The organism is Methylobacterium sp. E-046 (genome assembly GCF_022829625.1).
GTDB classification, from domain to species: Bacteria; Pseudomonadota; Alphaproteobacteria; order Rhizobiales; family Beijerinckiaceae; genus Methylobacterium; species Methylobacterium longum.
Genome location: NZ_JAKSYP010000090.1, coordinates 212990 through 236416, shown reverse-complemented (window position 1 = coordinate 236416; position 23427 = coordinate 212990). Strand labels below are relative to the sequence as shown.

The 23427-nt window shown below is 70.5% G+C and carries 21 protein-coding genes and 1 pseudogene; 10 read left to right on the top strand and 12 right to left on the bottom strand.

Annotated elements, in window-relative coordinates:
* Positions 1–51: 51 nt before the first annotated feature.
* Both MKK82_RS08390 and cysS read right to left on the bottom strand, forming a co-directional pair.
* Positions 52–819 (bottom strand): trypsin-like serine protease, encoded by a 768-nt coding sequence (locus MKK82_RS08390; RefSeq protein WP_238284941.1) that lies wholly within the window; start codon positions 817–819, stop codon positions 52–54.
* Between the two features lie 121 nt (positions 820–940).
* Positions 941–2338, bottom strand: coding sequence for a cysteine--tRNA ligase (gene cysS / locus MKK82_RS08385; RefSeq protein ID WP_238284942.1), 1398 nt, complete (start codon positions 2336–2338; stop codon positions 941–943).
* A gap of 311 nt (positions 2339–2649) precedes the next feature.
* Between cysS and MKK82_RS08380 the strand changes: the two genes are divergently transcribed.
* Entirely contained in the window at positions 2650–2997 is a 348-nt protein-coding gene (locus MKK82_RS08380) for a hypothetical protein (RefSeq protein ID WP_238284943.1), read from the top strand.
* Positions 2998–3030: 33 nt separating this feature from the next.
* Here the strand turns inward: MKK82_RS08380 and MKK82_RS08375 are convergent, their stop codons facing one another.
* Positions 3031–3543, bottom strand: a complete 513-nt coding sequence (locus tag MKK82_RS08375) for a CreA family protein (protein WP_238284945.1) — start codon at positions 3541–3543, stop codon at positions 3031–3033.
* 159 nt (positions 3544–3702) lie between these two features.
* On the opposite strand from MKK82_RS08375, the gene MKK82_RS08370 reads away from it, so the two are divergent.
* Complete coding sequence (locus tag MKK82_RS08370) at positions 3703–4770, top strand: DUF2865 domain-containing protein (protein ID WP_243985245.1); 1068 nt, start codon at positions 3703–3705, stop codon at positions 4768–4770.
* On the opposite strand, the gene MKK82_RS34350 is transcribed toward MKK82_RS08370, so the two are convergent.
* A complete protein-coding gene (locus MKK82_RS34350) occupies positions 4739–5131 on the bottom strand; it encodes a hypothetical protein (protein WP_308445406.1) in 393 nt (130 codons plus the stop codon). The two genes, MKK82_RS08370 and MKK82_RS34350, sit on opposite strands and share 32 nt — an antisense overlap.
* A gap of 54 nt (positions 5132–5185) precedes the next feature.
* Complete coding sequence (locus MKK82_RS34345; protein ID WP_409566781.1) at positions 5186–5311, bottom strand: hypothetical protein; 126 nt, start codon at positions 5309–5311, stop codon at positions 5186–5188.
* Between the two features lie 627 nt (positions 5312–5938).
* On the opposite strand from MKK82_RS34345, the gene MKK82_RS34340 reads away from it, so the two are divergent.
* From MKK82_RS34340 to MKK82_RS08350, 4 genes and pseudogenes are all read left to right on the top strand, one after another.
* The gene (locus MKK82_RS34340) at positions 5939–7015 is read left to right on the top strand and encodes an OmpA family protein (RefSeq protein ID WP_308445408.1); all 1077 of its coding nucleotides are present in this window, start codon (positions 5939–5941) and stop codon (positions 7013–7015) included.
* Between the two features lie 91 nt (positions 7016–7106).
* Positions 7107–8333 carry an MFS transporter gene (locus MKK82_RS08360; protein WP_238284950.1) on the top strand — a complete coding sequence of 409 codons (1227 nt, stop codon included), beginning with the start codon at positions 7107–7109 and terminating at the stop codon, positions 8331–8333.
* Positions 8330–9097, top strand: coding sequence for a class I SAM-dependent methyltransferase (locus MKK82_RS08355; RefSeq protein ID WP_238284951.1), 768 nt, complete (start codon positions 8330–8332; stop codon positions 9095–9097). The genes MKK82_RS08360 and MKK82_RS08355 overlap by 4 nt, the downstream gene beginning before the upstream one ends.
* A gap of 112 nt (positions 9098–9209) precedes the next feature.
* Positions 9210–10506 (top strand): annotated as a pseudogene (locus tag MKK82_RS08350) (hemolysin family protein).
* A 1-nt stretch (position 10507) separates the two neighbouring features.
* Here MKK82_RS08350 and gltX read toward each other — a convergent pair.
* Complete coding sequence (gltX, locus tag MKK82_RS08345) at positions 10508–11848, bottom strand: glutamate--tRNA ligase (protein ID WP_238284952.1); 1341 nt, start codon at positions 11846–11848, stop codon at positions 10508–10510.
* 143 nt (positions 11849–11991) lie between these two features.
* On the opposite strand from gltX, the gene MKK82_RS08340 reads away from it, so the two are divergent.
* Positions 11992–13269, top strand: a complete 1278-nt coding sequence (locus tag MKK82_RS08340) for an NAD(P)/FAD-dependent oxidoreductase (protein ID WP_238284953.1) — start codon at positions 11992–11994, stop codon at positions 13267–13269.
* A gap of 112 nt (positions 13270–13381) precedes the next feature.
* On the opposite strand, the gene MKK82_RS08335 is transcribed toward MKK82_RS08340, so the two are convergent.
* The 3 genes from MKK82_RS08335 to MKK82_RS33860 form a co-directional block, all read right to left on the bottom strand.
* Positions 13382–15550 carry a TonB-dependent siderophore receptor gene (locus tag MKK82_RS08335; protein ID WP_238284954.1) on the bottom strand — a complete coding sequence of 723 codons (2169 nt, stop codon included), beginning with the start codon at positions 15548–15550 and terminating at the stop codon, positions 13382–13384.
* A gap of 347 nt (positions 15551–15897) precedes the next feature.
* Positions 15898–16383: a hypothetical protein gene (locus MKK82_RS08330; protein WP_238284957.1), complete on the bottom strand. Its 486-nt coding sequence runs from the start codon at positions 16381–16383 to the stop codon at positions 15898–15900.
* On the bottom strand, positions 16380–16787 hold the full coding sequence (locus MKK82_RS33860; protein WP_279602863.1) for a hypothetical protein: 408 nt from the start codon (positions 16785–16787) through the stop codon (positions 16380–16382). The genes MKK82_RS08330 and MKK82_RS33860 overlap by 4 nt, the downstream gene beginning before the upstream one ends.
* A gap of 585 nt (positions 16788–17372) precedes the next feature.
* On the opposite strand from MKK82_RS33860, the gene MKK82_RS08320 reads away from it, so the two are divergent.
* Genes MKK82_RS08320 through MKK82_RS08310 form a run of 3 tightly spaced genes read left to right on the top strand, consistent with a single transcriptional unit; the run spans position 17373 to position 20264 of the window.
* Positions 17373–17912, top strand: a complete 540-nt coding sequence (locus MKK82_RS08320) for a TadE/TadG family type IV pilus assembly protein (RefSeq protein ID WP_238284958.1) — start codon at positions 17373–17375, stop codon at positions 17910–17912.
* A complete protein-coding gene (locus MKK82_RS08315) occupies positions 17906–18553 on the top strand; it encodes a TadE/TadG family type IV pilus assembly protein (RefSeq protein ID WP_238284959.1) in 648 nt (215 codons plus the stop codon). The genes MKK82_RS08320 and MKK82_RS08315 overlap by 7 nt, the downstream gene beginning before the upstream one ends.
* Positions 18537–20264 carry a TadE/TadG family type IV pilus assembly protein gene (locus MKK82_RS08310; protein WP_238284961.1) on the top strand — a complete coding sequence of 576 codons (1728 nt, stop codon included), beginning with the start codon at positions 18537–18539 and terminating at the stop codon, positions 20262–20264. The genes MKK82_RS08315 and MKK82_RS08310 overlap by 17 nt, the downstream gene beginning before the upstream one ends.
* Positions 20265–20288: 24 nt before the next feature.
* Here the strand turns inward: MKK82_RS08310 and dksA are convergent, their stop codons facing one another.
* The 3 genes from dksA to MKK82_RS08295 all read right to left on the bottom strand — a co-directional run bounded on the left by dksA (position 20289) and on the right by MKK82_RS08295 (position 23286).
* A complete protein-coding gene (gene dksA, locus MKK82_RS08305) occupies positions 20289–20708 on the bottom strand; it encodes an RNA polymerase-binding protein DksA (RefSeq protein ID WP_010683819.1) in 420 nt (139 codons plus the stop codon).
* Positions 20709–20881: 173 nt separating this feature from the next.
* Positions 20882–21910 carry a hypothetical protein gene (locus tag MKK82_RS08300; protein WP_238284963.1) on the bottom strand — a complete coding sequence of 343 codons (1029 nt, stop codon included), beginning with the start codon at positions 21908–21910 and terminating at the stop codon, positions 20882–20884.
* A gap of 2 nt (positions 21911–21912) precedes the next feature.
* Complete coding sequence (locus MKK82_RS08295; RefSeq protein WP_238284964.1) at positions 21913–23286, bottom strand: MBOAT family O-acyltransferase; 1374 nt, start codon at positions 23284–23286, stop codon at positions 21913–21915.
* Positions 23287–23427 lie beyond the last annotated feature (141 nt).

Below are 23427 nucleotides of genomic sequence, written 5' to 3'. Positions count from 1 at the left end.
TCCACGCATGGCACCGGTTGCTCCACGCTGCGCGCGGCGACGCCGGAGCCCTCAGCGCGTTCCGCTTCCGGAGAAGACCTGCGCGGCGGGCGCGATCACGACGTAGTTGCCGCAGGGGGCGGCTTGGCTGATGACGGCGCTGGCGACGCCCCAGACGTAGGTTCCGCGCCGGTCCTGCGCGACGACCGGACCGCCGGAATCGCCGAAGCAGACCCGGGCACCGTTCGCGCGGGCGATCGTCAACCCTGTGCTGCTGGCCGCCACTGGCGTCAGGGTCGCGGTGCGCAGGCGCCCGACGGCACGACCCGAGAGCCCCGCCCCGGCGATCCGCAGGCTCTTCGGGACTCGCCCGGGATCGGCAGCCAGGGGCACCGGGCGCCGGTCGCGCACCGGCTCGGTCAGGCGCAGGACCGCAAGATCGAGGGAGAGATCGGAGAGGCTGATGCCGGGCGCCGCATTCGGCAGCATCTCTCCCGGATCGGGACTGTACCGGGCCGCGACCCGCGCCCCGTAGACCGGGCGCGTCGGCTCGGTACCGCGGAAGAACACCACCAGCGCCCCGAGCGGATCCCCGTTCACGCAATGCGCGGCCGTGAGTACCAGATCCGGAGCGATCAGAACGCCGGTGCAGCGGGTCAGCTTCAGCGCCTCCTCGGGCTGCGTGATCGTGCCGATGGCGACGGTGGCCTGCGCCAGGGCATCGCGACCCGCGGGCGCGCCGCCGTCGAGGGCGAGGGCAGGCAGGCTCAGGCCCGATCCGAGCGCGACGGCCGCTCCGGCGCAGAGAAGCCGTGCGCCGAAGGTTCCGAAGATGGTCACGTGCTGCTCCTCCCCCGCCGGACGCCCGGGGACCACAGATGCGGGTCGGCCGCCGCTGTGCAAGCGTACGCGAGGACGCGGGGGTCGTCAGGGCTCCGCCCGCATCGACCGGACGCAGCGCTCAGCGCGCCACCGTCCAGGTGGTCGTACCGTCCTTGTTGTCCTTCACGGCGACCCCGAGCGCGGCGAGCGCGTCGCGCGCCCGGTCGGAGGCCGCCCAATCCTTCGCGGCGCGGGCTGCCCGGCGCTCGGCGATCAGCGCCTCGACCGCCGGGACGTCGATGCCGGACGCGGCGACCTGATCCTGCTCGCGGTCGCTGCGCGTGCGCATCAGGAAGCCGAAGAGGTTGGCGCCCGCGCGCAACGCGCCCGGCTGCGCCTCCGGACCGCCGCTCAACCGGTGCAACTCGTTGATCGCCGCGGGCGTGTTGAGGTCGTCGCACAGCGCATCGACGACACTGCCGGGAACGTCACCGGCGGCGGGCTCGTCGCCGGCCGCGTTGTACCAGCGCTCGAGCACGCGGCTCGATTCCTCGAGTCCGCGCAGAGTCCAGTCGATCGGCTGCCGGTACTGTGTCCTGAGCATGGTGAGGCGTACCACCTCTCCCGGCCAGTCCTTCAGCACGTCGCGGATGGTGATGAAGTTGCCCAGCGACTTCGACATCTTCTCTCCCTCCACCTGGAGGAAGCCGTTGTGCAGCCAGACATTGGCCATCACGCCCGTGCCGAAGCAGCAGCGCGACTGGGCCACCTCGTTCTCGTGGTGCGGGAAGATCAGGTCGATGCCGCCCGCGTGGATATCGAAGGTCTGGCCCAGGTGCTTGGCCGACATCGCCGAGCACTCGATATGCCAGCCGGGCCGGCCGGGTGCCGCGATGCCGGCCGGCGACGGCCACGCCGGTTCGCCGGGTTTGGCGGGCTTCCACAGAACGAAGTCGAGGGGCGAGCGCTTGTAGGGCGCGACCTCGACCCGGGCGCCGGCCTCCATCTCGTCGAGGGGGCGCTTCGAGAGCTGCCCGTATTCCGGCATCGACGGCACGTCGAACAGGACGTGATCGGCGGCCACGTAGGCATGGCCCGAGCGGACCAGCCCGTCGATCATCGTCACCATCTCGGCGATGTGATCCGTGGCGCGGGGCTCGATGAAGCACGGCCGCTCGCCGGGCCGGTTCACATCCTCGGGCGACAGCACGCCGAGATCGCGGACGTCTCCGTGGAATTGCGCCAGCGTCCCGTCGGTCAATTCGCGAATGGTGATGCCGCGCTCGGCGGCCCGCGCGTTGATCTTGTCGTCGACGTCCGTGACGTTGCGCGCGTAGGTGACGTGCGCCGACCCGTAGAGATGCCGCAGCAGCCGGAACAGCAGGTCGAAGACGATGATCGGCCTGGCGTTGCCGATATGGGCCGCGTCGTACACCGTCGGCCCGCAGGCGTAGAACCGGACATGGTCGGGATCGATCGGCGCAAAGGCTTCCTTGGCGCCGGTCAGGGTGTTGTAGAGCCGCAACATCGGCGCCATGAAAATCCTCTCCCCCTGCCGGCATCGCGGCCGTTTCGCGAGGCCGCCATCACGGCGGCAACCGCCTCTGCCCGCGACGATCCTCGGGCTTCGCGCGGTGAAGAGCGGCCGAAACGTGGCGGATCCAGCCGCGCCGCCGCAGCAGCCTGTTGCATCGCCGCGACGGCGCGGCCCGCCCGATGGGGCTAACCCAAAAGGGTGAGGATTTCGAGAAGGCCAGCGCGCGATGCGGGTAAGCCTTCCTTAACCGCGTCGTTGGACCGTCACGACCACGCGCCCCACGCCACAGATCCTGTGCCCAAGGACAACTTATGCGACGCTCGGCCGCCGGTTATCTCATCCTCGCCACTGCCCTCGCCACTGCCGGACTGGCCCACGCCGCCCTGGCCGGAAGCGACGGCGAGACGCCCGCGAAGGCACCGAGTCACGTCGAGAAGACCTTCCTGATCCCCTCGAGCGACGGCTACGGCGTCGGCGAGTGCCTGACGACCCCTGACAGCGCCTGTGGCCAGGTCGTGGCCAACGCGTGGTGCGAGGCGCAGGGCTACGCCGCCGCCAACTCGTACGGCGTGGCCGCAGCCGACGAGTACACCGGAGCGATCAGCCAGCCGATCGCGAGCCCGTCCGAGCGCCCGATCCGCATCACCTGCCGGGACTGAGTGCGGCGGGGCCGCGGGGCCGCGGCACGACCGCTACTTCATGGCATCGGCGCATCGTGGCGCCGGCTGGGCGCCCCAGGGCGCGATCGGCACCGCAGAGGTCGAGTTCTTCGGCGAACCCTGAATGACCCTGTCGGAATAGACCATGTAGATCAACGTGTTACGCTGCGCGTCGCAGCCGCGCACGATCTGCATCGACTTGAAGATCAGCGAACGCCGCTCGCTGAACACGACTTCGCCCTGGCTCAGTTTGCCCTTGAAGGCCACCGGTCCGGTCTGGCGGCAGGCCAGCGAGATGTCCGACACGTCCTCGGCCAGACCCAGCGTACCCTTGATGCCGCCCTTCTCGGGCTGGGTGTACCAGCAGGCGACCCCGGAGACGGCCGGATCGTCGATGCCGTAGACCACGAGCTTGTCGTTGGGCGTGAGCGGGCGCCAGACCGTCGACTTGTCGAAGATCCGGTCCGGCTCCTGAGCCGCTGCGGGTCCGGCCGCCGCGATGCCGAGGGCCATGAGCCCAACACAGGTGAGACTCCGAAACCACATCGCCGTCCAATTCCCCCTCAAGCTTGCCGGCGGGATGTAGGAGGGGTGTCGCCACCTTTCGAGGGGGCGTACAAATGCGGTGCTTCGGTCCCGAAGCGCGGATGCGTCCAAGCCCGGCCTTTCGGGACGACCGCGTAGCCGCTCCATGCGAAGCAGCCTATGCCTCACCGCCCGATCGCCCGCACGTTCGGCCGCCTCATCCTGAGCGCGATGCTGGCCCTCGGATTGTCCGGGAGCCTCGTCGTGCCCGCGGGGGCGCAGGAGCAGCCGGTCGAGCCGCCGGCAGCGGAGGCGAAGCCGGTGCCCCAGGCGCCCTCGCCGCAGTGCCGGCGCTATCGGGCCGAACTCGCCGCGCTCCAGAACGGCGTCAGCACGACGCGCGCACTCAACGACGAGATCGGGCGCCTGGAAGCGTATTTCCGCGGCCTGAACTGCGAGGGGGGCAAGTTCCTGTTCTTCGATACGCGGCCACCGCAATGCGGTGCCGTGGAGCAGCGTATCCGCGCCCTCCGGGCCACCTATGGCGGCGCGGTGATCGATGACAGCGGGCCGCGCAAGCGCGAACTCCAGGGTCTCGTCGCCTCCACCTGCCCGGCTCGGGAAACCTACGCCGCGGGCGGTGAAGCTCACGCCAAGGGTGGTCCGCAGATGGTCTGCGTGCGCACCTGCGACGGCGGCTTCTTCCCCATGAAGAACCTGCCCGACGGTCGCGGGGGCGCCGACGAGATGTGCCAGGCCCTGTGCCCGGGAACCGAGGCGCAGGCCTACTCCATGTCCTACGGGGACGACGCCCTGAAGCACGCGGCCTCGGTGAAGGGCAGCCGCGCCTATCCCAGCCTCGCGAACGCCTTCAAGTTCCGCAAGGAATTCGTCCCCAACTGCTCCTGCAAGCCGGAGGGCAAGACCTGGGCGCAATCGCTCGTGAAGGCGGAGAGCATGCTGGTCCGGCACAAGGGCGACATCTTCGTGACGCCGATGCAGGCCGAGGCTCTCTCCCGCCCGAAAGTGCGCCTGACCCTGGTCGGCCGCGCCGACCGCACGGCGGCGGAACTCGCCGCCGATGCCGCGGGCCGTGCGGGAGTCGACACCAGGGCCGGCCCGACAGCGGACGCCGCCGCGAGGGGCGAGGCCGGGGCGGCCAAGGTCGAGGAGGCCAAGCCGGATCACGTTGCCGTGCGGATTATCGCGCCGAACGTCATCGCTGTACCCCAGCGCCTGACGCCCTGAGGTAGTCCGCGCCCGCCGCGAGGGGGAACCAAAGGCCGCGTTCCGGGTTCGGCTCGTCCTGAACCGACATGGGACCGCGATGCGTCTGCTCCGCCTGATCCTCCTTACCGGCACGGTACTCCCGGCCCTCACGCTCATGCAGCCCGCCGGCGCCCTGGCGGACCGGATCCTCCTCGCGCAGGGCGGACCGGAGGAGCGCGGACCGCGGGGCGGCGAGCCCCCGCATGGCGGCCCGCGTCCGGAACGCCCGCCGCAGGAGCGACCCGGCCCGCCAGCGGCGCGCGAGCGGCCCGAGCCCCCGCAGGAGCGTGCCGCGCCTCAGCGCGAGCGACCAGAACCGCCGGCCCAACGTCAGCCGCAAGCCGAGCCGCAGCCGCGAGAGCGCGCACCCGAGCGCCGCCCCGAGCCGCCGGCGTCACGTCCGTCTGCTCAGGATCGCCAGGATCGTCCGGATCGCCAGGATCGTCCGGATCGCGAGGAGCGGCGGCGAGAGCCGCAGCAGGAGAGGCCGCAGGATCGGCAGCCGGACCGTGCTCAGCAACGGCGCGATCAGCAGCCGGATCGTCCGGAGCGGATGGATCGGGATTCTCAGGAGCGTGCGGCGCCCGGGCGTCCGGGGATTCAGCGGCAGCAGGCTCCGGATCGTGACGAGGCCCCGCCGTTGCGGCCCGCGCCCGAGCGACCGACGGCACCGCAGCAGCGTCAGGCGCCGGACCGGGAACGCCCCGCCGCCGACGCAGCGCCGAACCGTCCCGGGCAGCGCGACACCGCGCCCGACCGGGGTTCAGGCGGTCAGCGCCCGGGCAATCCAGGTCCGAACACGCCCGACGAGCGCTCGCGGGCGCCGAACACGGCTCCCGGCCAGCCCGGCCGACCGGCGCAGCGCCCGGATGCGCAACCCGAGAACCGTCAACTCGACAACCGATCGCAGCCGAATCCCGCGCCGGGCGCCCAGCCCGCCCGGCCGGCGGCGCCCAATATGGCCCCGGGTGTCCCCGGACAGCCGTTCCAGCCGCGGGAGGGCCGCCCCGACGGTCGCGCACAGCCGCAGCCGAACGGCGCGGTCGGCGCGGAGCCGGGACGGCCGGCGGCGCCCAACACGGCCCCCGGTCTCCCGGGACGCCCGTTCGTCCCGCCGGGACAGGGGACCGCGCCGGGGCAGACGCCGGTGCCCGGAAGCGTTCCGCCGGGTCCCTCGACGGGGGGGACGGGCCCGCAGACCGAACCCGGGCCGGGTACCTTCAACCGGCCGGGCCAACCGGGCTACGTCCCCGGCGGCTTCCGCCAGAACGACAACGTGCGCGATTTCGAGCAGGTGCGCAGCGACCGCCGCGAATATGTCGAGGCGGGCCGGACCTATTACCGGGAGCCGGGTCGCATCATCGTCCGTGATCGCGACAGCTACCTGATCCGGCACGACGAGAACGAGCGCTTCCGCGATCTCGATCCGCGCGGCTACCGCTACGAGCGTCGAGGCGCCGAGTTCTACAGCACCGTCGCGTGGGCCGGCGGAGCGCAGATCGTCACCGTCACCGACGATGACGGGCGGTTGCTGCGGCGCTTCAGCCGCTACCCCGACGGCCGCGAGATCGTTCTGATCGACAACAGCTATGCTGGCCCGCGGCGCCCGATCTACGACGACGTGGTGGCGCTCCCGGCCCCGGAGATCCGGATTCCGCGGGACCGCTACGTGGTGGACTATGCCCAGGCCAACGAAGCGGAGGTCTACGAGGCGCTGACGGCACCGCCGGTGGTCGCAGTCGACCGCCGCTACACGCTCGACCAGATCCGCTACAGCCCGGATCTCCGGGCGCGTCTGCGCTCGGTCGACATCAACACGATCACCTTCGACACCGGGTCGTTCACCGTGCTGCCGGATCAGGCAGCCAAGCTGTCGGTGATCGCCGCCGCGATGAACCGGGCCATCCAGGACAATCCGCGCGAGGTGTTCCTGATCGAGGGCTTCACCGATGCGGTCGGCTCCGACATCGACAACCTGTCCCTGTCGGACCGCCGTGCCCAGTCGGTGGCGACCGTGCTCACCGAGCAGTTTCGCGTGCCGCCGGGTAACCTCACGACCCAGGGTTACGGCGAGCAGTACCTGAAGGTGAACACGCAGGGCCCATCGCGGGAGAACCGCCGGGTTGTGGTCCAGCGCATCACGCCCCTGCTGCAGCAGGGGTCGGGACAGGGACAGGGGCCGGGGCAGGGACCTGCAGTTCCGCCGCCACCGCCGCCGCGCTGATGTCGACGCCGTGCAGGCATGGCCTGCACGGCGCTTGACGGTTCTGGCGCATCGCCTCACCACCGGTTGAAAGCAGCGGCGCGGGACGGTGATGCACGACGAAGCGGACGGGCGGCTGATCCGGTCGGGCACACCGATCTTCCGCCGCACGGCGCTGGCGCTCGCCGCAGCGGGGTTCTCGACCTTCGCGGTCCTCTACGCGGTCCAGCCGCTTCTGCCGATCTACGCGGATGCCTTCGGCGTTTCGCCGGCCGAGAGCAGCTTGGCCCTGTCGCTGCCCTGCGGACTTCTGGCCGTCGCGCTGCTCGTCGTGAGCCCGCTCTCCGAGGTCTGGGGCCGCAAGCCGGTGATGCTCGCCTCGCTCTTCGCATCGGCGGCGCTCACCATCGTGGCCGCGCTGGTGCCGGGCTGGCACGGGTTCCTGGCCCTGCGGGCGCTGACGGGGCTTACCGCGAGCGGCCTGCCCGCGGTGGCCATGGCCTACCTTGCCGAGGAGATGGACTCGCGGGCCATCGGGTTGTCCATGGGGCTGCTCGTGGGCGGCAACGCCCTTGGCGGCATGTCGGGGCGCCTGATCAGCGGTGTGATGGCCGACCACCTCGGCTGGCGGATCGGCCTCGCCACCATCGGCGTTCTGGCGCTGACGGCGGCCACCGCGTTCTGGCGCTGGCTGCCACCCGCGCGCAACTTCGTGCCGCGGCGCATGGCCTGGCGGGAGGTGCCGGGCAGCTTCGGCCACCATTTTCGCGACGCCGGCCTGCCCTGGCTGTTCGCCGTGGCGTTCCTGCTGATGGGCGGCTTCGTCTGCCTCTACAACTACATCGGCTTCCGCCTGCTCGACCCGCCCTTCTCGCTGAGCCAGACCGTCATCGGGCTGATCTTCTCGGTCTACCTCGCCGGGATGGTAAGCAGCCCGGTGACCGGAGAACTGGCGAGCCGCCTGGGCCGGCGGCGGGTCCTGTGGCTTGCCACGAGCCTGGCGCTGGCCGGAATCCTGATGACCCTGTCGAACAATCTCGTGCTGATCGTCGGCGGGGTCGTTGTGACCACGGTCGGCTTCTTCGGGGCACACTCCGTGGCAAGCAGCTGGGTCGGGCGTCGGGCCCTGCGGCACCGGGCGCAGGCCTCCTCGATCTATCTCTGCCTGTATTATCTCGGCTCGTCGGTTCTCGGCACGGCCGGCGGCTGGTTCTTCGCGCATTCCGGCTGGACCGGTGTGGTGCTGTTCGTGGGCAGCCTGTACGGTCTCGCCCTGATGATCGCCCTGCGGCTGTCCCGCCTCGCGCCGCTGGCTCTGGAACCGGGGACTTCCGCATGAACGAGCGTAGTCACGCCCGTCACGTCGTCGACCAGTTCGGGACGCAGGCCGCGGCCTACGTGGCGAGCGCAGTCCACGCGGCGGGCACCGATCTCGACCGGATCGGCGCGCTCGTTCGCGGCATACCGGGAGCGCGCGTGCTCGATCTCGGCTGCGGCGGCGGCCACGTGGCCTTCGCGGCCGCGGCGGCGGGGGCGACCGTGACGGCGTACGACCTGTCCGAGGCGATGCTGTCGGCCGTCGTCGCCGAGGCTGGCCGCCGCGGGCTTGATCGCATCGAGACCCGGCAGGGCTCCGCGGAATCGCTCCCCTTTCCGGGAGCGACCTTCGATGCGGTTCTGACTCGCTACAGCGCGCATCATTGGCGCGAGGTCCCGAGGGCCCTGACGGAGGCCCGCAGGGTCCTGAAGACGGACGGTCTCCTCGTGGTCTGCGACATCGTCTCGGCCGAGGATCCGCTCCTCGACACGCATCTCCAGGCGGTGGAACTGCTGCGCGATCCGTCCCACGTGCGCGATTACCGCGTATCCGAATGGCGGGCGATGTTGGATGCGGCCGGCTTTACCCCGGGTGCCCTGATGGCAAGCCGCCCGCGCATGGAGTTCGCGAGCTGGATCGCCCGGATGCGCACGCCTGGCCCGCAGGTTGCGGCGATCCGCGCGTTGCAGGCGGCCGCGCCCACGGAGGTCATGGAGTATTTCCACATCGAGGCCGACGGTAGCTTCCTGCTCGACTCCGTCCTGATCGAGTCCCGGCCGCGCTGACGCCGCGATGCGCGAAGGCTTGGCCGTTGAACGGCCAGGTCGATGTTCCGATGTCGGCGTCCCACCCCAACAGAGAAAGCCCGGCCCACGGGATTGCGGCTCTGCAAACGGACTGCTCGAGCTCCTCATCGTCGCTCTTCTGATCGCGCTGAACGAGGTTTTTTCTCTCTCGGATCTGGTCCTGATCGGCGCGCAAGAGCCGGGTGCGCGCCCTCGCGGAGGACCGCCGCGCCGGCGCGAAGGCGGCCCTGGTTTTGGCCGAGCAGTCGGGGCGCTTACTCTCCACGGCGCAGATCGGCATCTCGCTGATCGGCATCCTGTCGAGCGTCCTCTCGGGCGCGGCGCTGGGCGATCGGGTTGCCGTCGTGCTGATCGAACTCGGCCCGTCGCGGGGCTGGGCCGATACCCTCGGCTACGGACTCGTCATCGGTTTGATCACCGTCCTGTCGGTGATCATCGGCGAACTCGTCCCGAAGCACTTCGCCCTGCGCAACCCCGAGGGTATCGCCTGCGCGGTGGCACCCGGCATGCGCGTGGTCTCCCAGGTGGCGCTGCCGGCTGTCTGGCTCCTCGATGCCTCGACCCGGGCCGTGTTCCGGCTGATCGGCCAGGAGACGAAGAGCGCCAGCGCAGTGACCGAGGAGGAGATCCGTGGCCTCGTCGCCGAGGCCGAAACCGCAGGCGTCATCGAGGGCGGCGAGCGGGCGATGAGCGCAGGGGTGCTGCGGTTGGGCGACCGGTTGGTCCGCGCGGTGATGACACCGCGCACCGACGTGGTCTGGATCGATCTCGCCGACGACCCGGGGAGCGTGCGGGCGCAGCTCCTGGCGAGCCCTCACGCCCGGTTGCCGGTTGCCGATGGCGGTCCCGACGCGATGATTGGGGTTCTGCAGGTCCGCGATCTGATCGGCCCGCTGTTCCGCGGCGAGCAACTCGATCTGCGCGCCCATATCCGCCGGGTTCCTGTGTTGCCCGATGCCTTGGACGCCCTCGATGCCCTCGGCGCCCTGCGCCGAGCGCCCGTGCCGATGGCGTTGGTGCACGACGAATACGGCCACTTCGGCGGGCTCGTGACACCCACCGACATCCTCGATGCCATCGCGGGCGCCGTCTCCACGGAGACCGAGGAGGCGGACGCAGTCCGCCGTCCGGACGGATCGTGGCTGATCGCCGGTTCGATGCCGGCGGACGAGCTGGCCGACGAGCTGGCCGACGAGCTCGGCCTGCGGCTGCCGCCCTCTCGCGACTACGCCACCGCTGCCGGCCTCGTCATCGCGGCGCTGCAGCACCTGATGGAGACCGGCGAGACCTGCGACATCGCCGGCTGGCGCTTCGAGGTGGTGGATCTCGACGGGCGGCGCGTCGACAAGTTGCTGGCGGCCCGATTGCAGGAAGCCGAGGCGGAGTAGATCAGGCGCTCTCGCCAGCGAGCCGGCGCGCCGCACGCTCCCGCCCGATGAGCGGCAGCAGACCGGCGAGGTCCGGCCCATGCTCCAGCCCGGTGAGCGCGAGGCGCAGCGGCATGAACAGGCCACGGCCCTTGGCGCCGGTGCGCGCCCGGACCTCCGTGGTCCATGCCTTCCAGGTCTCCGGGCCGAACGGCTCGATCGGCAAACTCTCTCGCGCAGCCTCGATGACGGCCGGTTCCGTGATGACGGGTTCCACCGGTCCCACGGTGACCCGCCACCAATCAGCGGCTTCCGAGACTCGACCGAGATTGGGCCGTACCGCCATCCAGAACGCCTCCGCGCGATCCGGCGGGATCCCGAGATCGGCGAGGCGGCGGGCGACCTCGGCGTACGGCATGGCGTGGACGAGGCGGGCGTTGAGGCCGTCGAGCTCCGCGGGGTCGAAGCGGGCCGGTGCGCGGGAGATCTCGCCGAGGTCGACCAACTCGGCCAGCGCATCGAGGTCGGGCACCGCCCTTACGGCCTCGGCCGAACCGGTGAGCACCGCCAGCGAGCGCACGGCGGCGGGCTCGTAGCCGGCCTCGCGCAATCCGCGGAGCGAGAGGTGCCCGAGACGCTTCGACAACCCCTCGCCGTCGGCGGTGGTCAGCAGGTTGTGGTGGCCGAAGACCGGTACAGCGGCCTCCAGGGCCTCGAAGATCTGGACTTGGACGCCGGTGTTGGTGACGTGGTCCTCGCCGCGGATCACGTGGGTGACGCCGAGATCGGCGTCATCGACCACTGAGGGCAGCGTGTAGAGATAGCTGCCATCGGCACGGATCAGCACCGGGTCCGACAGCGACGCGCAATCGACGTGGGCCGGGCCGCGGACGAGGTCGTCCCAGCTCACGTTCCGCGCCTCCAGCAGGAAGCGCCAATGCGGCCGGCGGCCCTCGGCCTCCAGCGCGGCGCGCTCCTCGGCGGTGAGATTGAGCGCCGCGCGGTCATAGATCGGCGGCTGACCGCGCCCGAGCTGGCGCTTGCGGCGGCGCTCCAGCTCCTCCGACGTCTCGTAGCAGGGATAGAGCCGGCCCGCCGCGCGCAGGCGGTCCGCAGCCGCATCGTGCTGGGCCTTGCGGGCGCTCTGCCGGGCGAACAGGTCGGGCTCGATGCCGAGCCACGCGAGATCCTCCCGGATGGCGTCGGCGAAGACCTCGGTGGAGCGCTCGGCGTCGGTGTCGTCGAGGCGCAGAAGGAATCGCCCTCCGGTCCGGCGGGCGAACAGGGCGTTGAGCAGGGCGGGCCGGGCATTGCCGATGTGGAGGTAGCCGGTCGGCGACGGGGCGAAGCGGACGAGGGTCATGCAGCGCTCTTAGCCGATCTTCGGGCGAATGTGCGCGGGTCTTCGCAGGCACCCACATCGGGCCGACCGGGCCCGGGCACGCTATCCCGGGCCGCGAAAACCCGTCAGAAGGCACCGCTCAGCGCGATTGGGAATGGGGCGGCATGGCGGCGGAGGAGACGGCCGACATCGTGGTGATCGGCGGCGGCATGGTCGGGCTCGCCAGCGCCATCGCGCTAAGGGACCGCGGCCTCGACGTCGTCCTGTGCGATCCCGGCGAGGCGCGGGCCCGGACCTCCTACGGCAATGCCGGCGTGGTCAGCCGGGGCTCGATCCTCCCGATGGCGAGCCCGGCGCTCTGGGGCAAGCTGCCAGCCTATCTGCGCAATGCCGATCGGGGGCTGCGGCTGCACCATGCGCATCTCCCGCGCATCCTGCCGTACGCGACGCATTTTCTCGCGGCCGCGCGTACATCCCGATGGCGGCGGGCCGCCGCCGCGCTGCTGCCGCTGACCAGCGCCGCCTACCCGGCCCATGAGCGGCTGGCCGCTCGGGCCGGCACCAACGAGAGGTTGCAGCAGACCGGCTGGCTCAAGACGTACCGGACGCAGGCGGCATTCGAGGCCGCCGCGCTGGAGCGCGAGATCCTGAGCCACCATCGCGTGGCCTTCGAGATCCTCGACGCCGCGGGCCTGCGCGACCTCGAACCGGCCCTGGTGCGCCCCTTCGCCCGGGCGATGCTGCTGACCGAGACCGGATCGGTGCGGGAGCCGGGCCGGCTGATCGAGGCCTGCGAGGCCCTGTTCGCCGGGATCGGCGGACGGCAGAGGCGGGGCAGCGTCGAGCGCCTGACGCCGGAGGCCGGCGGCTGGCGCGTGGCCCACGAGACCGGGTCGGTCCGCGCGAGGCAGGTCGTGCTGGCGGCAGGGGCCGCCTCGGGGGCCATCGCCCGGACCCTGGGATACCGGTTCGCCGTGGCGGCGGAGCGCGGCTACCATCGCCACTACGCCCTCCACCCGGAGAGTCCGCCGCTGACCCGGCCGGTGCTCGACACCGGCGCCGGATCGATCCTGTCGCCGATGGGCGATCACCGGGTCCGGGTCCTGTCCGGCGTGGAGCTCAACGCCCGCCACGCCGCCCCCGACCACACCCAGATCGAGGCGGCCTCCCGCGAGGCGGCCGGGACCCTGCGCCTCGGCGGCCCCCTCGACAACGAGCCCTGGCTCGGGTCGCGCCCCTCCACGCCGGACGGAATGCCCGTGATCGGGCGGGCGCCCCGGCACGACGGCCTGCTCTTCGCCTTCGGCCACGGGCATATCGGCCTGTCCACCGGCCCGATCACCGGCGAGATCGTGGCCGACCTCGCCACCGGACGGGAGCCGCAGGTGCCGGTCGCCCCCTTCGCGCCGGACCGGCTGCTCGGCTGGCCGCGCCTGTTCTGAGATCCGAGCCCGACGGCGCCTGACCGGGTGCGGGCCGCCCGGGTGGATCGCAGCCAGGGCCCGTCCGGGCGGCGGGGCAGGGCGGATACGCGCGTCTCGGCGGCCTCGACGTTCAGAACCGTGCCGCGACGCCGCCCATGAGGGTGCGGGGTGCGCCCGGCGTGGCGTAGCGGTTCTGGAAGGCACGGTCGTAGTAGTGTGCGTCGAGAAGGTTGTCGACGTTGAGGTAGATCCGCACCTCCGGCGTGATCCAATAGTACGAGATCAGGTTGAGCGCCGTGTAGTCCGGCAATTTGAACGTCGATAGGGCGGTCCCGGCGACCCGCTGGCCGACATACGTCACGCCGCCACCGAGGCCGAGGCCGCGCAGCCCGGCACTCTGGAACTCATAAACGCTCTGCAGGGCGAAGCTGTCGGCCGGGACGTTCGCGAGGCGCGTCCCGACGGGCAGCGTGGTGTCGCGGGCGACGGCGGCGTCGACATGCGTGTAGGTGCCGAACACCCGCCAGCCGGGTGCCGGAGAGCCGGCCACTGTCAGGTCGAAGCCTTGGCTGCGCACGGTGCCGGCCGCGACGCTGAAGTTCGGGTCCACCGGATCGACCGTGAGGACGTTGGTGCGCCGGATGTCGAACACGGCCGCGGTGGCGCTCAGGGTGCCGTCGAGCAGATTGAGTTTCGCGCCGGCCTCGTAGCCTTCGCCCTGCTGGAACGCGAAGGGGCGTCCCGAACGGTCCGTACCGGTATTGGGGAAGAAGGAGCGCCCGTAATTGCCGTAGAGCGCGACCGCGTCGGTGAGATCGTAGACGAGGCCGAAGCGCGGCGTCGCCACCGTGTCCTGCAGGCTCGTGGTGCGCCCGGTGCGATAATCGGTCGAGACGAGGCCGAGATCCTCGACGCGCACGCCGACGAGCGCGTGCAGACGCGGCGTGAGGTCGATCTGATCCTGGATGTAGCCGGCGTAGCTCTGGATGTTCTGCAGGAAGTTCGTGATCGAGCCGAGCGGCGGCAGCGCAACCTGTCCGTAGCGGGGTGCCAGCAGGTCGAGGGCGAACGGATTGGTATTCGCGTTGGAGCGGTTGAAGATCTCCCGGTAGCGGTAGCTGTCGTATTCGAGGCCCATCAGCAGGGTGTGGCGAAACGGGCCGGTCTCGAACTTGCCCGCGAGGTTGAGCTGGAGGTCGAGATCGGACCAGCTCAGGTCGCGGTGCTCGAAGGTGCGCCGCAGGGTCCGGCCGTCGCCCAGTACGTTCATGGCACCCACGCCGTCGCCGAGCAGACGGCCCCCGAGCGCCTGCGCACCCGCGGTGACCACCCAGTCCGGATCGAGCCGGTGCTCGATGCGGAGCTGGCCGAGCGCGTTGTCGTTGCGAACCGGCGGGATGCCGGGTTCGCCGATGAAGCGGTTGCGCGGCAGGGCGCGCAGGTTGCCATTGATGGGCACGACGCCGCGGTCGAAGGTCGTCGCGGTGCTCAGCACCTCGCCCTCGAGCGTGATCGTGGTATCGGCCGACGGCTTCCAAGCGATGACCGGCGCGACGTAGTAGCGATCGCCGTGCACGAAGTCGCGGAAACTGCCGTTGTCCTCGACCGCGCCGGTAACGCGGGCGAGCACGTGGCCGTCCTGGTCGAGCGCGCCGGTGGCGTCGAAGGTGCTGCGCTTCTGATTGAAACTCCCGTACTGGGTTCCGAACGCGAAGGTCCGTTCGGCCAGCGGCTGCTTGGTGACGATGTTGAAGGTGCCGCCCGGATCGCTGCGGCCGTACAGGAAGGCCGAGGGTCCCTTCAGGACCTCGATCCGCTCGATCGAGACGATGTCGGGGGAGTTCGGATAGCCCCGGTTGATCGGGAAGCCGTTGCGGAAATACTCGCCGGTGGAGAAGCCGCGGATCGTGAACTCGCTCAGGCCGAGGCCGGCGAAGTTGTTCGCGCGGCCGACACCGGCGAGGTCCAGGGCCGTGTCGATGCGCGTCGCTGCTGCGTCGGTGAGCACCTGATCGGGCACGACCACGACAGTCTGCGGAACCTCGCGCAGGGGCGTGTCGGTGCGCGTCGCGCCGACGCTGTTCCGGGCGAGATAGCCGTCCACGGCGACGCGCGGACCGCCGGTCCCCGCGACCGACAGCTCGTCGAGTTGCACCTCCTGGGTGGCGTCGGCGGCAAGCTGCGCCCGCGCCGGACTCGATCCCAGACCGCTCAGGGTGCCGGTCTGGGCCGCGAGGATGACAGCCGCTGAAACGGCGCGCGCGCTGCTGCGCTTGGGTTTTGTGCTCAGACCGGCCACGAACGCGAACCAACTCAGGGTAAAAAGCGTCCGCTACAGTTCGGAAACATTTCTGGTCAAGCTTGCACGCGCCTGCGCAAAAAATCCTAGTTTGTACGCATTTGAATGTGGCTCGGCCGGATCCTGGAATCGTTGTAACCCGCGGCGTCGCCAGGTCCGCCTGTTGTACCGCCACCACAGCGTTTGCGCCACCTGGACGGGCTGTCGACGCCTGCCGGATACGGATCGGGCGGCCCGCGTGGTCGGCCGACGACCTGCGTCGACCGGCGCGACTCCGGCGTGCCGGTGGCCACGACCGGTGGCGACCGGCCGTCAGAGCGGTCACGCCCGCCGCCGGATCCGCGTTCTCAGCGCCAGTCGTACGGATTGTAGGGGTCGAGCGCCGCCTCGATCCTGCGCAGGATGTCGGGCTGACGCTGGAGATCCGTCTCCCGGGCGAGCGCCCGCAGGAAGGCCTGTGGCCCGTGCTCGAGATCGCGGGTCAGGCCGTTGAAACGGTCGGCCGGTTCGACATGGGGCGGGTTGACGGCCACGCGGTAATCCAGCCCGCAGGTCGGCGGATCGATGCCCAGACGGTAGCAGATCCGCACCCGGGCGAAGGGCGCGTCCGGGCGATAATCCACCTTGTAGCCGCCGAGCCGGAAGGCGCCGCCGGTCGCCCGCTGGGCATAGGCCAGGGTCCGTCCGATCGTCGTGAAGCCGGTCGTGCGACGCTCCCGGACGAGGTCGATCGCCGCGCGCTCGGCGGGCACGAAGGGCTGCGCTCCGGACGCCGAGGAGACCAGCAGGACCAGCAGGAACGCCGGCAGGGCGGCGGGAATCCGGGGTGTCATGGTTTCCTCATGCAGACGGCGACCGGCTGCGCGTCCTTGGCGGCCTTGGCGGTCATGTCGAGGCAGCCCACCGTGGCGACGCCCTCCGTGACGGTCACGGAGGGCACGACTGCCATGCCCCGGCAATAGGCACCGATCAATTCCTCGTCGCGGTGGCAGGCCACGTCGAGCCGGATCTGCGCGTTCATGGCCGGCCCGGCGGCGCCCGGCGGGCCGGCGGGACCGCGCTCGCCCGCAGGGCCGCGCGCGCCGGTGGCACCGTTCAGGCCCGCCGGTCCCTGTGGCCCCGCCGGACCCTGTTCGCCCTTCGGCCCAGGCGGACCAGCCGCTCCCGGCTTCGGGGCCTCGCAGCCGACGAGCGCGAGCGCCGCGCCGGCGACGATCGCGATCCGGGAACATCTCATTCGGCACTCCGGCCCCGCCTGCTGCCGACGAGGTGGCGCTGAGCGACGGCGCGTCAACGGTTCCGGAACGCCGGCAGGGCCGCACCCGGGGACACGATGCGACGGCGAGGCCGGCGTCCACGGACGAAACGGCTTTCCCGTCCCGCCCTCATCCTCGGGTCCCGGAGCCCGGCGAAGGCTTTGCGGGAGCCCGACCTTGCGGCACGCCGCGCGACCGCCTCAGGATGACGGGGAGGCCGGATACCCTGGGATCGGACGGTCGCCGGGCACCGGTCCGGACATGCGATGCCGGCACGGCCGCCGGGGGCCGGCACTGATCCAGGGTCACGACTCTTCGAACCCAAACCGCGAGACGAAGCGGCGTTCGCGCAAGTCGAGGTTGTACCGGGAAATAGCGTGCCGATAGACCGTCGGCACCTCGTGCTTAAGACTTTTGCAAAGTCTCGGCGGCACATCTGCTTGGATGCTTGTTTTCAGCAGCCGCAAAAGCGCATGATTGGTTGGGCAAGATCGCTCCGGTTGGAGAACAAGACTTCAGGTTGCATCCCGGCCCGTTTTCGGAGAAACTCCGACGGCGCGGCTGCGGTGGAGTTCGCCCTCGTCGCGCTCCCCTTCCTCGCCCTGTGCGGCGCGGTGTTCCAGATCGCCTTCCAGATCTGGGCCACGCAGAACTTCGACCGCGCCCTCCAGACCGCCGTCCGCACGATCTTCACCGGCCAGTTCCAGCTGGCGAATTCCGGCCAGACCGATCCGGCCGTGCTGCTCGCGAACCTGAAGACCACGATGTGCGGTCCGCCCAACGCCCTCATCCCGACCCTGTTCAACTGCCAGGGCGTGAAGATCGACGTCGCCACCGCCAACACCTTCGCGGGCGCCGCGCCGGCGACGCCGATCAACGCCGCGACGGGCACGTGGAGCACCGGCTTCGGCACCAACTACGCCTGCGCCAAGCCGGGCACGATCGTCGTCGTCACCGCCGCGGTGCAGTTCCCGACCTTCTTCAACCTGCTGGGCCTGGGCACGCGGCGATTCACCAGCGGGGAAGGGGCCGGATCGAGCCTCCTCACCTCGACGGCCGTGTTCCGCACCGAGCCCTATCAGATCGTCGGAGCCAGTCCGTGCTGAGGCGCGTCGCCCGCGGAGCCCGGCGGCTGCGGCGCGACCGCCGGGGCACGGCCATGGTGGAATTCGCCGTGATCCTGCCGGTCCTGCTGGCGATTTGGGCCGGCATGACCGAACTAGCGCACGCGATCGACGAGTGGCGCAAGCTGACGCTGCTCGCCCGTACCGTTGCCGACCTCACGGCCCAGGGCGACGCGCAGAACCCGATCAGCACGGGTGTGATGAACGACATCGTCGCCTCGGCCACCCTGGTGATGCGCCCCTTCGACACCGCGAACGTGAAGATCATCGTGAGCGCCATGGGCGTCGGCGTGAAGGGCGCCACCGTCATCCCGACGGTCTGTTCGAGCGTCTCAAACGCCAACGCGATCCCCCGCATCACCGGCGCGGCCAACGACCTGACGGTGCCGCTCGGCTACCAGACCGCCGGCATGCGCTACGTCCTGGCCGAGGTCAGCATCACCTACACGCCGATGATCGGCAGCGCGCTGGTCAAGCTCGCCAAGGGCGTCAGCAGCGCCATCAACTTCTCCAGCAGCGTCCCCTGGCCGACCCGGGGCGGCAAGACCTACGGCACCAACACCTACACCGAGGTCGTGATGCCGATGACCAACGCGAAGGCTTGCGATGGCACGGCACCCTGACCGCCCCGCACCGCAGGACCGGCCCGGCCCGTTCCGGGACCGGCGCGGCAACGTCGCGATCCTGTTCGCCGTCCTCAGCATGCCGATGCTGATGCTCTCCGGCGCGGCAATCGATTACGGCTTCGCGACGCGCCTCGAGACCAAGCTGCAGGCGGCCACCGACGCCACCGCGCTGCTCCTGTGCCAGACGCCGCTGACCACGACCACGGCCGACCTCAACGCGATGGCGCAGACGACGATGACCGGCGCCATGGGGCTGACCGATCTCGTGGTGGATCCCCTGATCATCACGGACAATCCCCGCCAGATCACCCTCAAAGCCCACAAGGTGTCGACGACCTTCTTCGGCAAGCTCACCGGCACCGCGCGCATCAATCCCGGCGCCAAGTCGCAATGCGCCACGCCGCTGCCGAAGACCTTCGAGATCGCGCTGGTTCTCGACAACACCGGCTCGATGGCCGCGTCGAGCGGCGGCCAGTCGAAGCTGCAGGCGGCCCAGACCGCGGCGACGAACTTCGTCAACTACGTCTACAGCAGCAACGCCTTCTCGAGCGCGACGCGCATCGCCATCGTGCCGTTCGCGGGGGCGGTGGCGGTGAACCCGGCCACCTACCGCTACGCCACCTGGATCGATCAGGCGGGACAATCCGCCTACCACTGGACCAACGTGCTCTCGGCCGCCAGCTCGAATTTCGTGAACCGCTTCGACATCTTCACGAAGCTGCAGGCGGTCAATTCCGGCTGGAGCTGGGGCGGCTGCCTCGAATCGCTGCCCTATCCCCTGAACGTGCAGGACGGCGCACCGACCTCCGGATCCAAGGATTCCTACTTCGTGCCGCTCTTCGCCCCCGACGAGCCGGGCGACGCCACCAGCACCTACCGCGGCTACACCGACAGCAGCGGCAGCTACTGGTCGTACAACAGCTACATCGACGACGACACGAGCAGCACCGTCGGCAGCTGCGCGATCAATAAGAACCTGTCGTACGATGCTTCGCTCGGCCGGGCGTGCAAGTACGTGAGCCCGCGCAACCCCATCTCGAGCAGCTATGTCGGGATCCCCAACGGCCCGAATTTCGGTTGCACGACCCAGCCGCTCCAGCCGCTCACGAACGATCAGGGCGTGCTCAAGACCCTCATCGGCAAGATGGCGCCCCTGGGCTCGACCAACATCCACGAGGGCTTCATGTGGGGCTGGCGGACGCTCTCGCCGAAGAGCGTGTTCTCGAGCAGCTACTCGAGCCTGAACGCGCCCGCGGCCTATGCCGTCACCTCCAGCACGACGAACGCGACGACGATCAACAAGATCATCATCCTGATGACCGACGGCACGAACAGCTGGACGGCCAATACGAGCGCGCCCACCGGCTCGCTGTACTTCGCGGCCGGCTATTTCCAGAACGCCAACAACACCAGCGCGAACGCGCGGATGCCCACCCAGTACCAGAACGTCTCGGATGCCAACGGTGCCCGGAACGCCCTCGATCAGCTGACGAAAGAGGCCTGCTACAACGCGAGACAGGTCAACATCTCGATCTACACGATCGGCTTCAGCATCGCGTCCGACCCGATCGACGCGGCCGGCCAGACGCTCCTGAAGAACTGCGCCTCGTCGCCGAGCCAGTTCTTCCTCGCCAACAATGCGGACGACCTGATCGGCGCCTTCCAGAAGATCCAGGCGAGCATCGGCGCGCTGCGGCTGACGCAGTAGCCGCGGGGCCGGCCCGGGCCGGCCTCAATCGTCCCGGTAGACCCGCTCGCGCCGCTCGTGCCGCTCCTGCGCCTCCAGCGACAGGGTGGCGATCGGCCGGGCGTCGAGGCGGCGCAGCGAGATCGGTTCGCCGGTCTCCTCGCAGAAGCCGTAGGAACCGTCCTCCAGCCGGGCGAGGGCCGCGTCGATCTTGCCGGTGAGCTTGCGCTGGCGGTCCCGCGCCCGCAGCTCGATCGCCCGGTCGGTCTCCGACGAGGCGCGGTCGGCGAGATCGGGATGATTCTCGTTCTCGCTCTGGAGCGCCACGAGGGTGTCCTGCGCCTCGCGCAGGATGTCGTTCTTCCAGCTCAGCAGCTTGCGACGGAAATATTCGCGCTGCCGGTCATTCATGAAGGGCTCGTCGTCGGACGGGACGTAGCCGTCCTCCAGCGTCACCTTCGCCATGCGTCACCCTCGCTGGATTCGAGCCGCCCACCAGGGGATGGCCGGTGCGCGGCGCTAACGTGAGGTGCCGTATAGTCGAGGTGCCTGGGCGCCACAACGCGCAGACGAGCGAGGCCGGTAACAGGGCGTCATTGCACGGCCGCGTGCGGCAAACAGGACACGGTACAGATGTTTTACTCTGTCATCTGAGTCCGCAATCGTACGATTGCGGCGCCAATGTCAGTCGTGAGCGCGCGGGCGAGCGGCAATCGATAGTGGGTCTGGTCGAAGAACTGGTCGGGATCGGCCGCCCCGGGGCGGCCGTCGCGCCAGTCGACCACGGCGTTCGCGGGATGCGTCGCGAGCACCGACCGGACCTGCGCCCGGCAGGCGGCCTCGGCGCGCGCGCGGGGGCTGCCGGGGGGCGGCTCAGCGCGGACGTAGACCGGCGGGAACACCACCACCACCGGCGTCCGCGCCGGGACCCGCGCCAGCTCCGCCCGCAGCCGGTCGGCGATCGGGAACGGGCCGCCGTGGTGCGGCTCGGCGTCGGGGCCGGCCGGCTTCTCCAGGGCCGCCTTCTTGGCGGGGTCGATGCCGAAGCCCTGGCTGAGGTAGTTGCGCTCGTAATCCCACCAGCCGTCCGCGGCGGCGGTCTTGCGCCGGGGCGACAGGAGCCAGCCCAGGCGGTTGACCGTCTCCTGCGCGGCGGAGAAGCGGATCAGGCCCCGCAGATAGGCGGGCCAGTCGCCGATCAGCCAGTACGGAAACCCGTGCTCGCTCGGGAAGGACGGGTCGTCGGCGCACCAGAAGGCGTCGGCCGAGAGCACGATCGCGTCGGGCCGGGCGTGGTGCTGCAGGTACCAGCCGAGCAGCGCGAACTGCTCCGTGGGACCCGTCGCCGGAACCGAGAGCTGGACGAAGGGGATGCCGGTGAGCCGGCTCAGCGCCGCCGGCTCGATGAGCTGGATGTGCGAGTTGCCGATCACCGCGCCCGTGTAGGCCGGATCACGCCCGCGGACGGCCGAGGCGGTGCGCGGACCCTGCGGGCGCACGGCGCCGCGGGCGAGCAGCTCCGAACGGCCCGTGTCGTAGGGGTCGACCGGGACCGCGAGGGCGAGATAGCCCGCGAACAGGCCGGCCACCGACAGGAGCAGGGTGCGGGCGAAGCCGCGCCAGTCGCCGCGCCAGTCCCGGTCCGGGGTGAGTCGGGGATCCGCCATCCTCAGAACTGGAAGTAGATGAACTCGTAATTCGCATCGTCGCCGATCTTGAGGAGGACGATCACGAACAGGAGTGCGAATCCGAAGGCGAGGAGCCGCCTGGGCGGCAGGCGATGCACCGCCGCCCAGGCGGTCGGCCCGACCGTGGCGACCAGGGCGGCCACCGCGATGGTGCGCCACTTGAAGCCGACCCCCCGCGGCGCCAGTCCGAACAGACCCTTGAAGATCAGCAGCGCCGCCTCGAAGCTCGTCGCCCGGAACAGCACCCAGGTCAGCGCGACGAAGAGGCTGGTGAGCAGCCACCCGAGCGGCGCGGGTATCGCGATCCGGGCCCGCCGCGCCAGCAGGCCGGCGCCGAGACCGAGCCCGTGGAGCCCCCCCCAGGCCAGGAAGGTCAGGCCGGCCCCGTGCCAGAGTCCGCCCAGGGTCATGGTCGCGGCGAGGGCCCCGATCTGCCGCGGCAGCCCGCGCCGGTTTCCGCCCATGGGGATGTAGAGGTAGTCGCGCAGGAAGCGCGACAGGGTCATGTGCCAGCGCCGCCAGAAATCCTGCAGGGACGTGGCGCGGTAGGGGACGTCGAAATTCTGCGGCAGGACGAGGCCGAACAGCAGCGCGATCCCCAGCGCCATGTCGGTGTAGCCGGAAAAGTCGAAGTAGATCTGGAAGGTGAAGCCCAGCGTCGCCTGCCAGGCCTCCACCACCGTGACGGCCTTGCCGGCGGCGGCGGCCTGGAACACCGGATTCACGTATTGCGCGAGCGGATCACCGAGGAACACCTTCTTGGCGAGACCCACCGTCAGCAGCATCAAGCCGCGGGCGAAGCGCTCGGCGGCGTCGGGCCGGGCGTAGGGCGCCTCGTCGAACTGGTGCATGATCTCGCTCCAGCGCACGAGCGGGCCGGCGAGAACCTGCGGGAAGTAGGCGATGTAGAGGGCGTATTTCACGAGCCCGAAGCTCGGCGCCCGGCCGGCCCTGAGGTCGGCGAGGTACATGATGTGGTGGAACGTGAAGAACGAGATGCCGAGCGGCAAGGCCAGCCCGAGGCGCGGCGCCTCCAGGCCGGGGATCAGGTTGGCGAGGTCGGCGAAGAAGTCGAGATACTTGAACAGCCCGAGGAGCCCGAGGTTGGCGGCGATCGCCGCCGGGATCAGCCAGCGGCCGGGCCACCGGCGATAGGCGCGGGCCACGCACCAGTTCGCCACGATCGAGCCGGCGAGCAGCGGCACGAAACGCACGTCCCACCAGCCGTAGAACACGAAGGACAGGCCGACGAGGAGCGGCAGGCGCCACGCGGGCGCGGCGCGCGCGACCAGCCCGTGCAGGATCAGGGCGGCCGGCAGGAAGGCGAGGAGGAAGACGAAGGAGTTGAACAGCATCGGGCGAGGCGGCGCGGAGGAGCCCGGACGGGCCGCCGTTGTCTCCGAGCGGAAGGGACCGCCTTGTCGGGGATCGGGACCGGCCCGTCAATCGCGACCCGGCGATGGGGATGCAACGGTCGGCCTCGACCGGAGGTGCGG

Coding starts and splice junctions, on each gene's coding strand:
- cysS (WP_238284942.1), bottom strand. CDS start 2,338: ATGGCGCCGATGTTGCGGCTCTACAACACCCTGACCGGCGCCAAGGAA.
- MKK82_RS08380 (WP_238284943.1), top strand. CDS start 2,650: ATGCGACGCTCGGCCGCCGGTTATCTCATCCTCGCCACTGCCCTCGCC.
- MKK82_RS08375 (WP_238284945.1), bottom strand. CDS start 3,543: ATGTGGTTTCGGAGTCTCACCTGTGTTGGGCTCATGGCCCTCGGCATC.
- MKK82_RS08370 (WP_243985245.1), top strand. CDS start 3,703: ATGCCTCACCGCCCGATCGCCCGCACGTTCGGCCGCCTCATCCTGAGC.
- MKK82_RS08360 (WP_238284950.1), top strand. CDS start 7,107: ATGCACGACGAAGCGGACGGGCGGCTGATCCGGTCGGGCACACCGATC.
- MKK82_RS08355 (WP_238284951.1), top strand. CDS start 8,330: ATGAACGAGCGTAGTCACGCCCGTCACGTCGTCGACCAGTTCGGGACG.
- gltX (WP_238284952.1), bottom strand. CDS start 11,848: ATGACCCTCGTCCGCTTCGCCCCGTCGCCGACCGGCTACCTCCACATC.
- MKK82_RS08340 (WP_238284953.1), top strand. CDS start 11,992: ATGGCGGCGGAGGAGACGGCCGACATCGTGGTGATCGGCGGCGGCATG.
- MKK82_RS08330 (WP_238284957.1), bottom strand. CDS start 16,383: ATGACACCCCGGATTCCCGCCGCCCTGCCGGCGTTCCTGCTGGTCCTG.
- MKK82_RS33860 (WP_279602863.1), bottom strand. CDS start 16,787: ATGAGATGTTCCCGGATCGCGATCGTCGCCGGCGCGGCGCTCGCGCTC.
- MKK82_RS08310 (WP_238284961.1), top strand. CDS start 18,537: ATGGCACGGCACCCTGACCGCCCCGCACCGCAGGACCGGCCCGGCCCG.
- dksA (WP_010683819.1), bottom strand. CDS start 20,708: ATGGCGAAGGTGACGCTGGAGGACGGCTACGTCCCGTCCGACGACGAG.
- MKK82_RS08300 (WP_238284963.1), bottom strand. CDS start 21,910: ATGGCGGATCCCCGACTCACCCCGGACCGGGACTGGCGCGGCGACTGG.
- MKK82_RS08295 (WP_238284964.1), bottom strand. CDS start 23,286: ATGCTGTTCAACTCCTTCGTCTTCCTCCTCGCCTTCCTGCCGGCCGCC.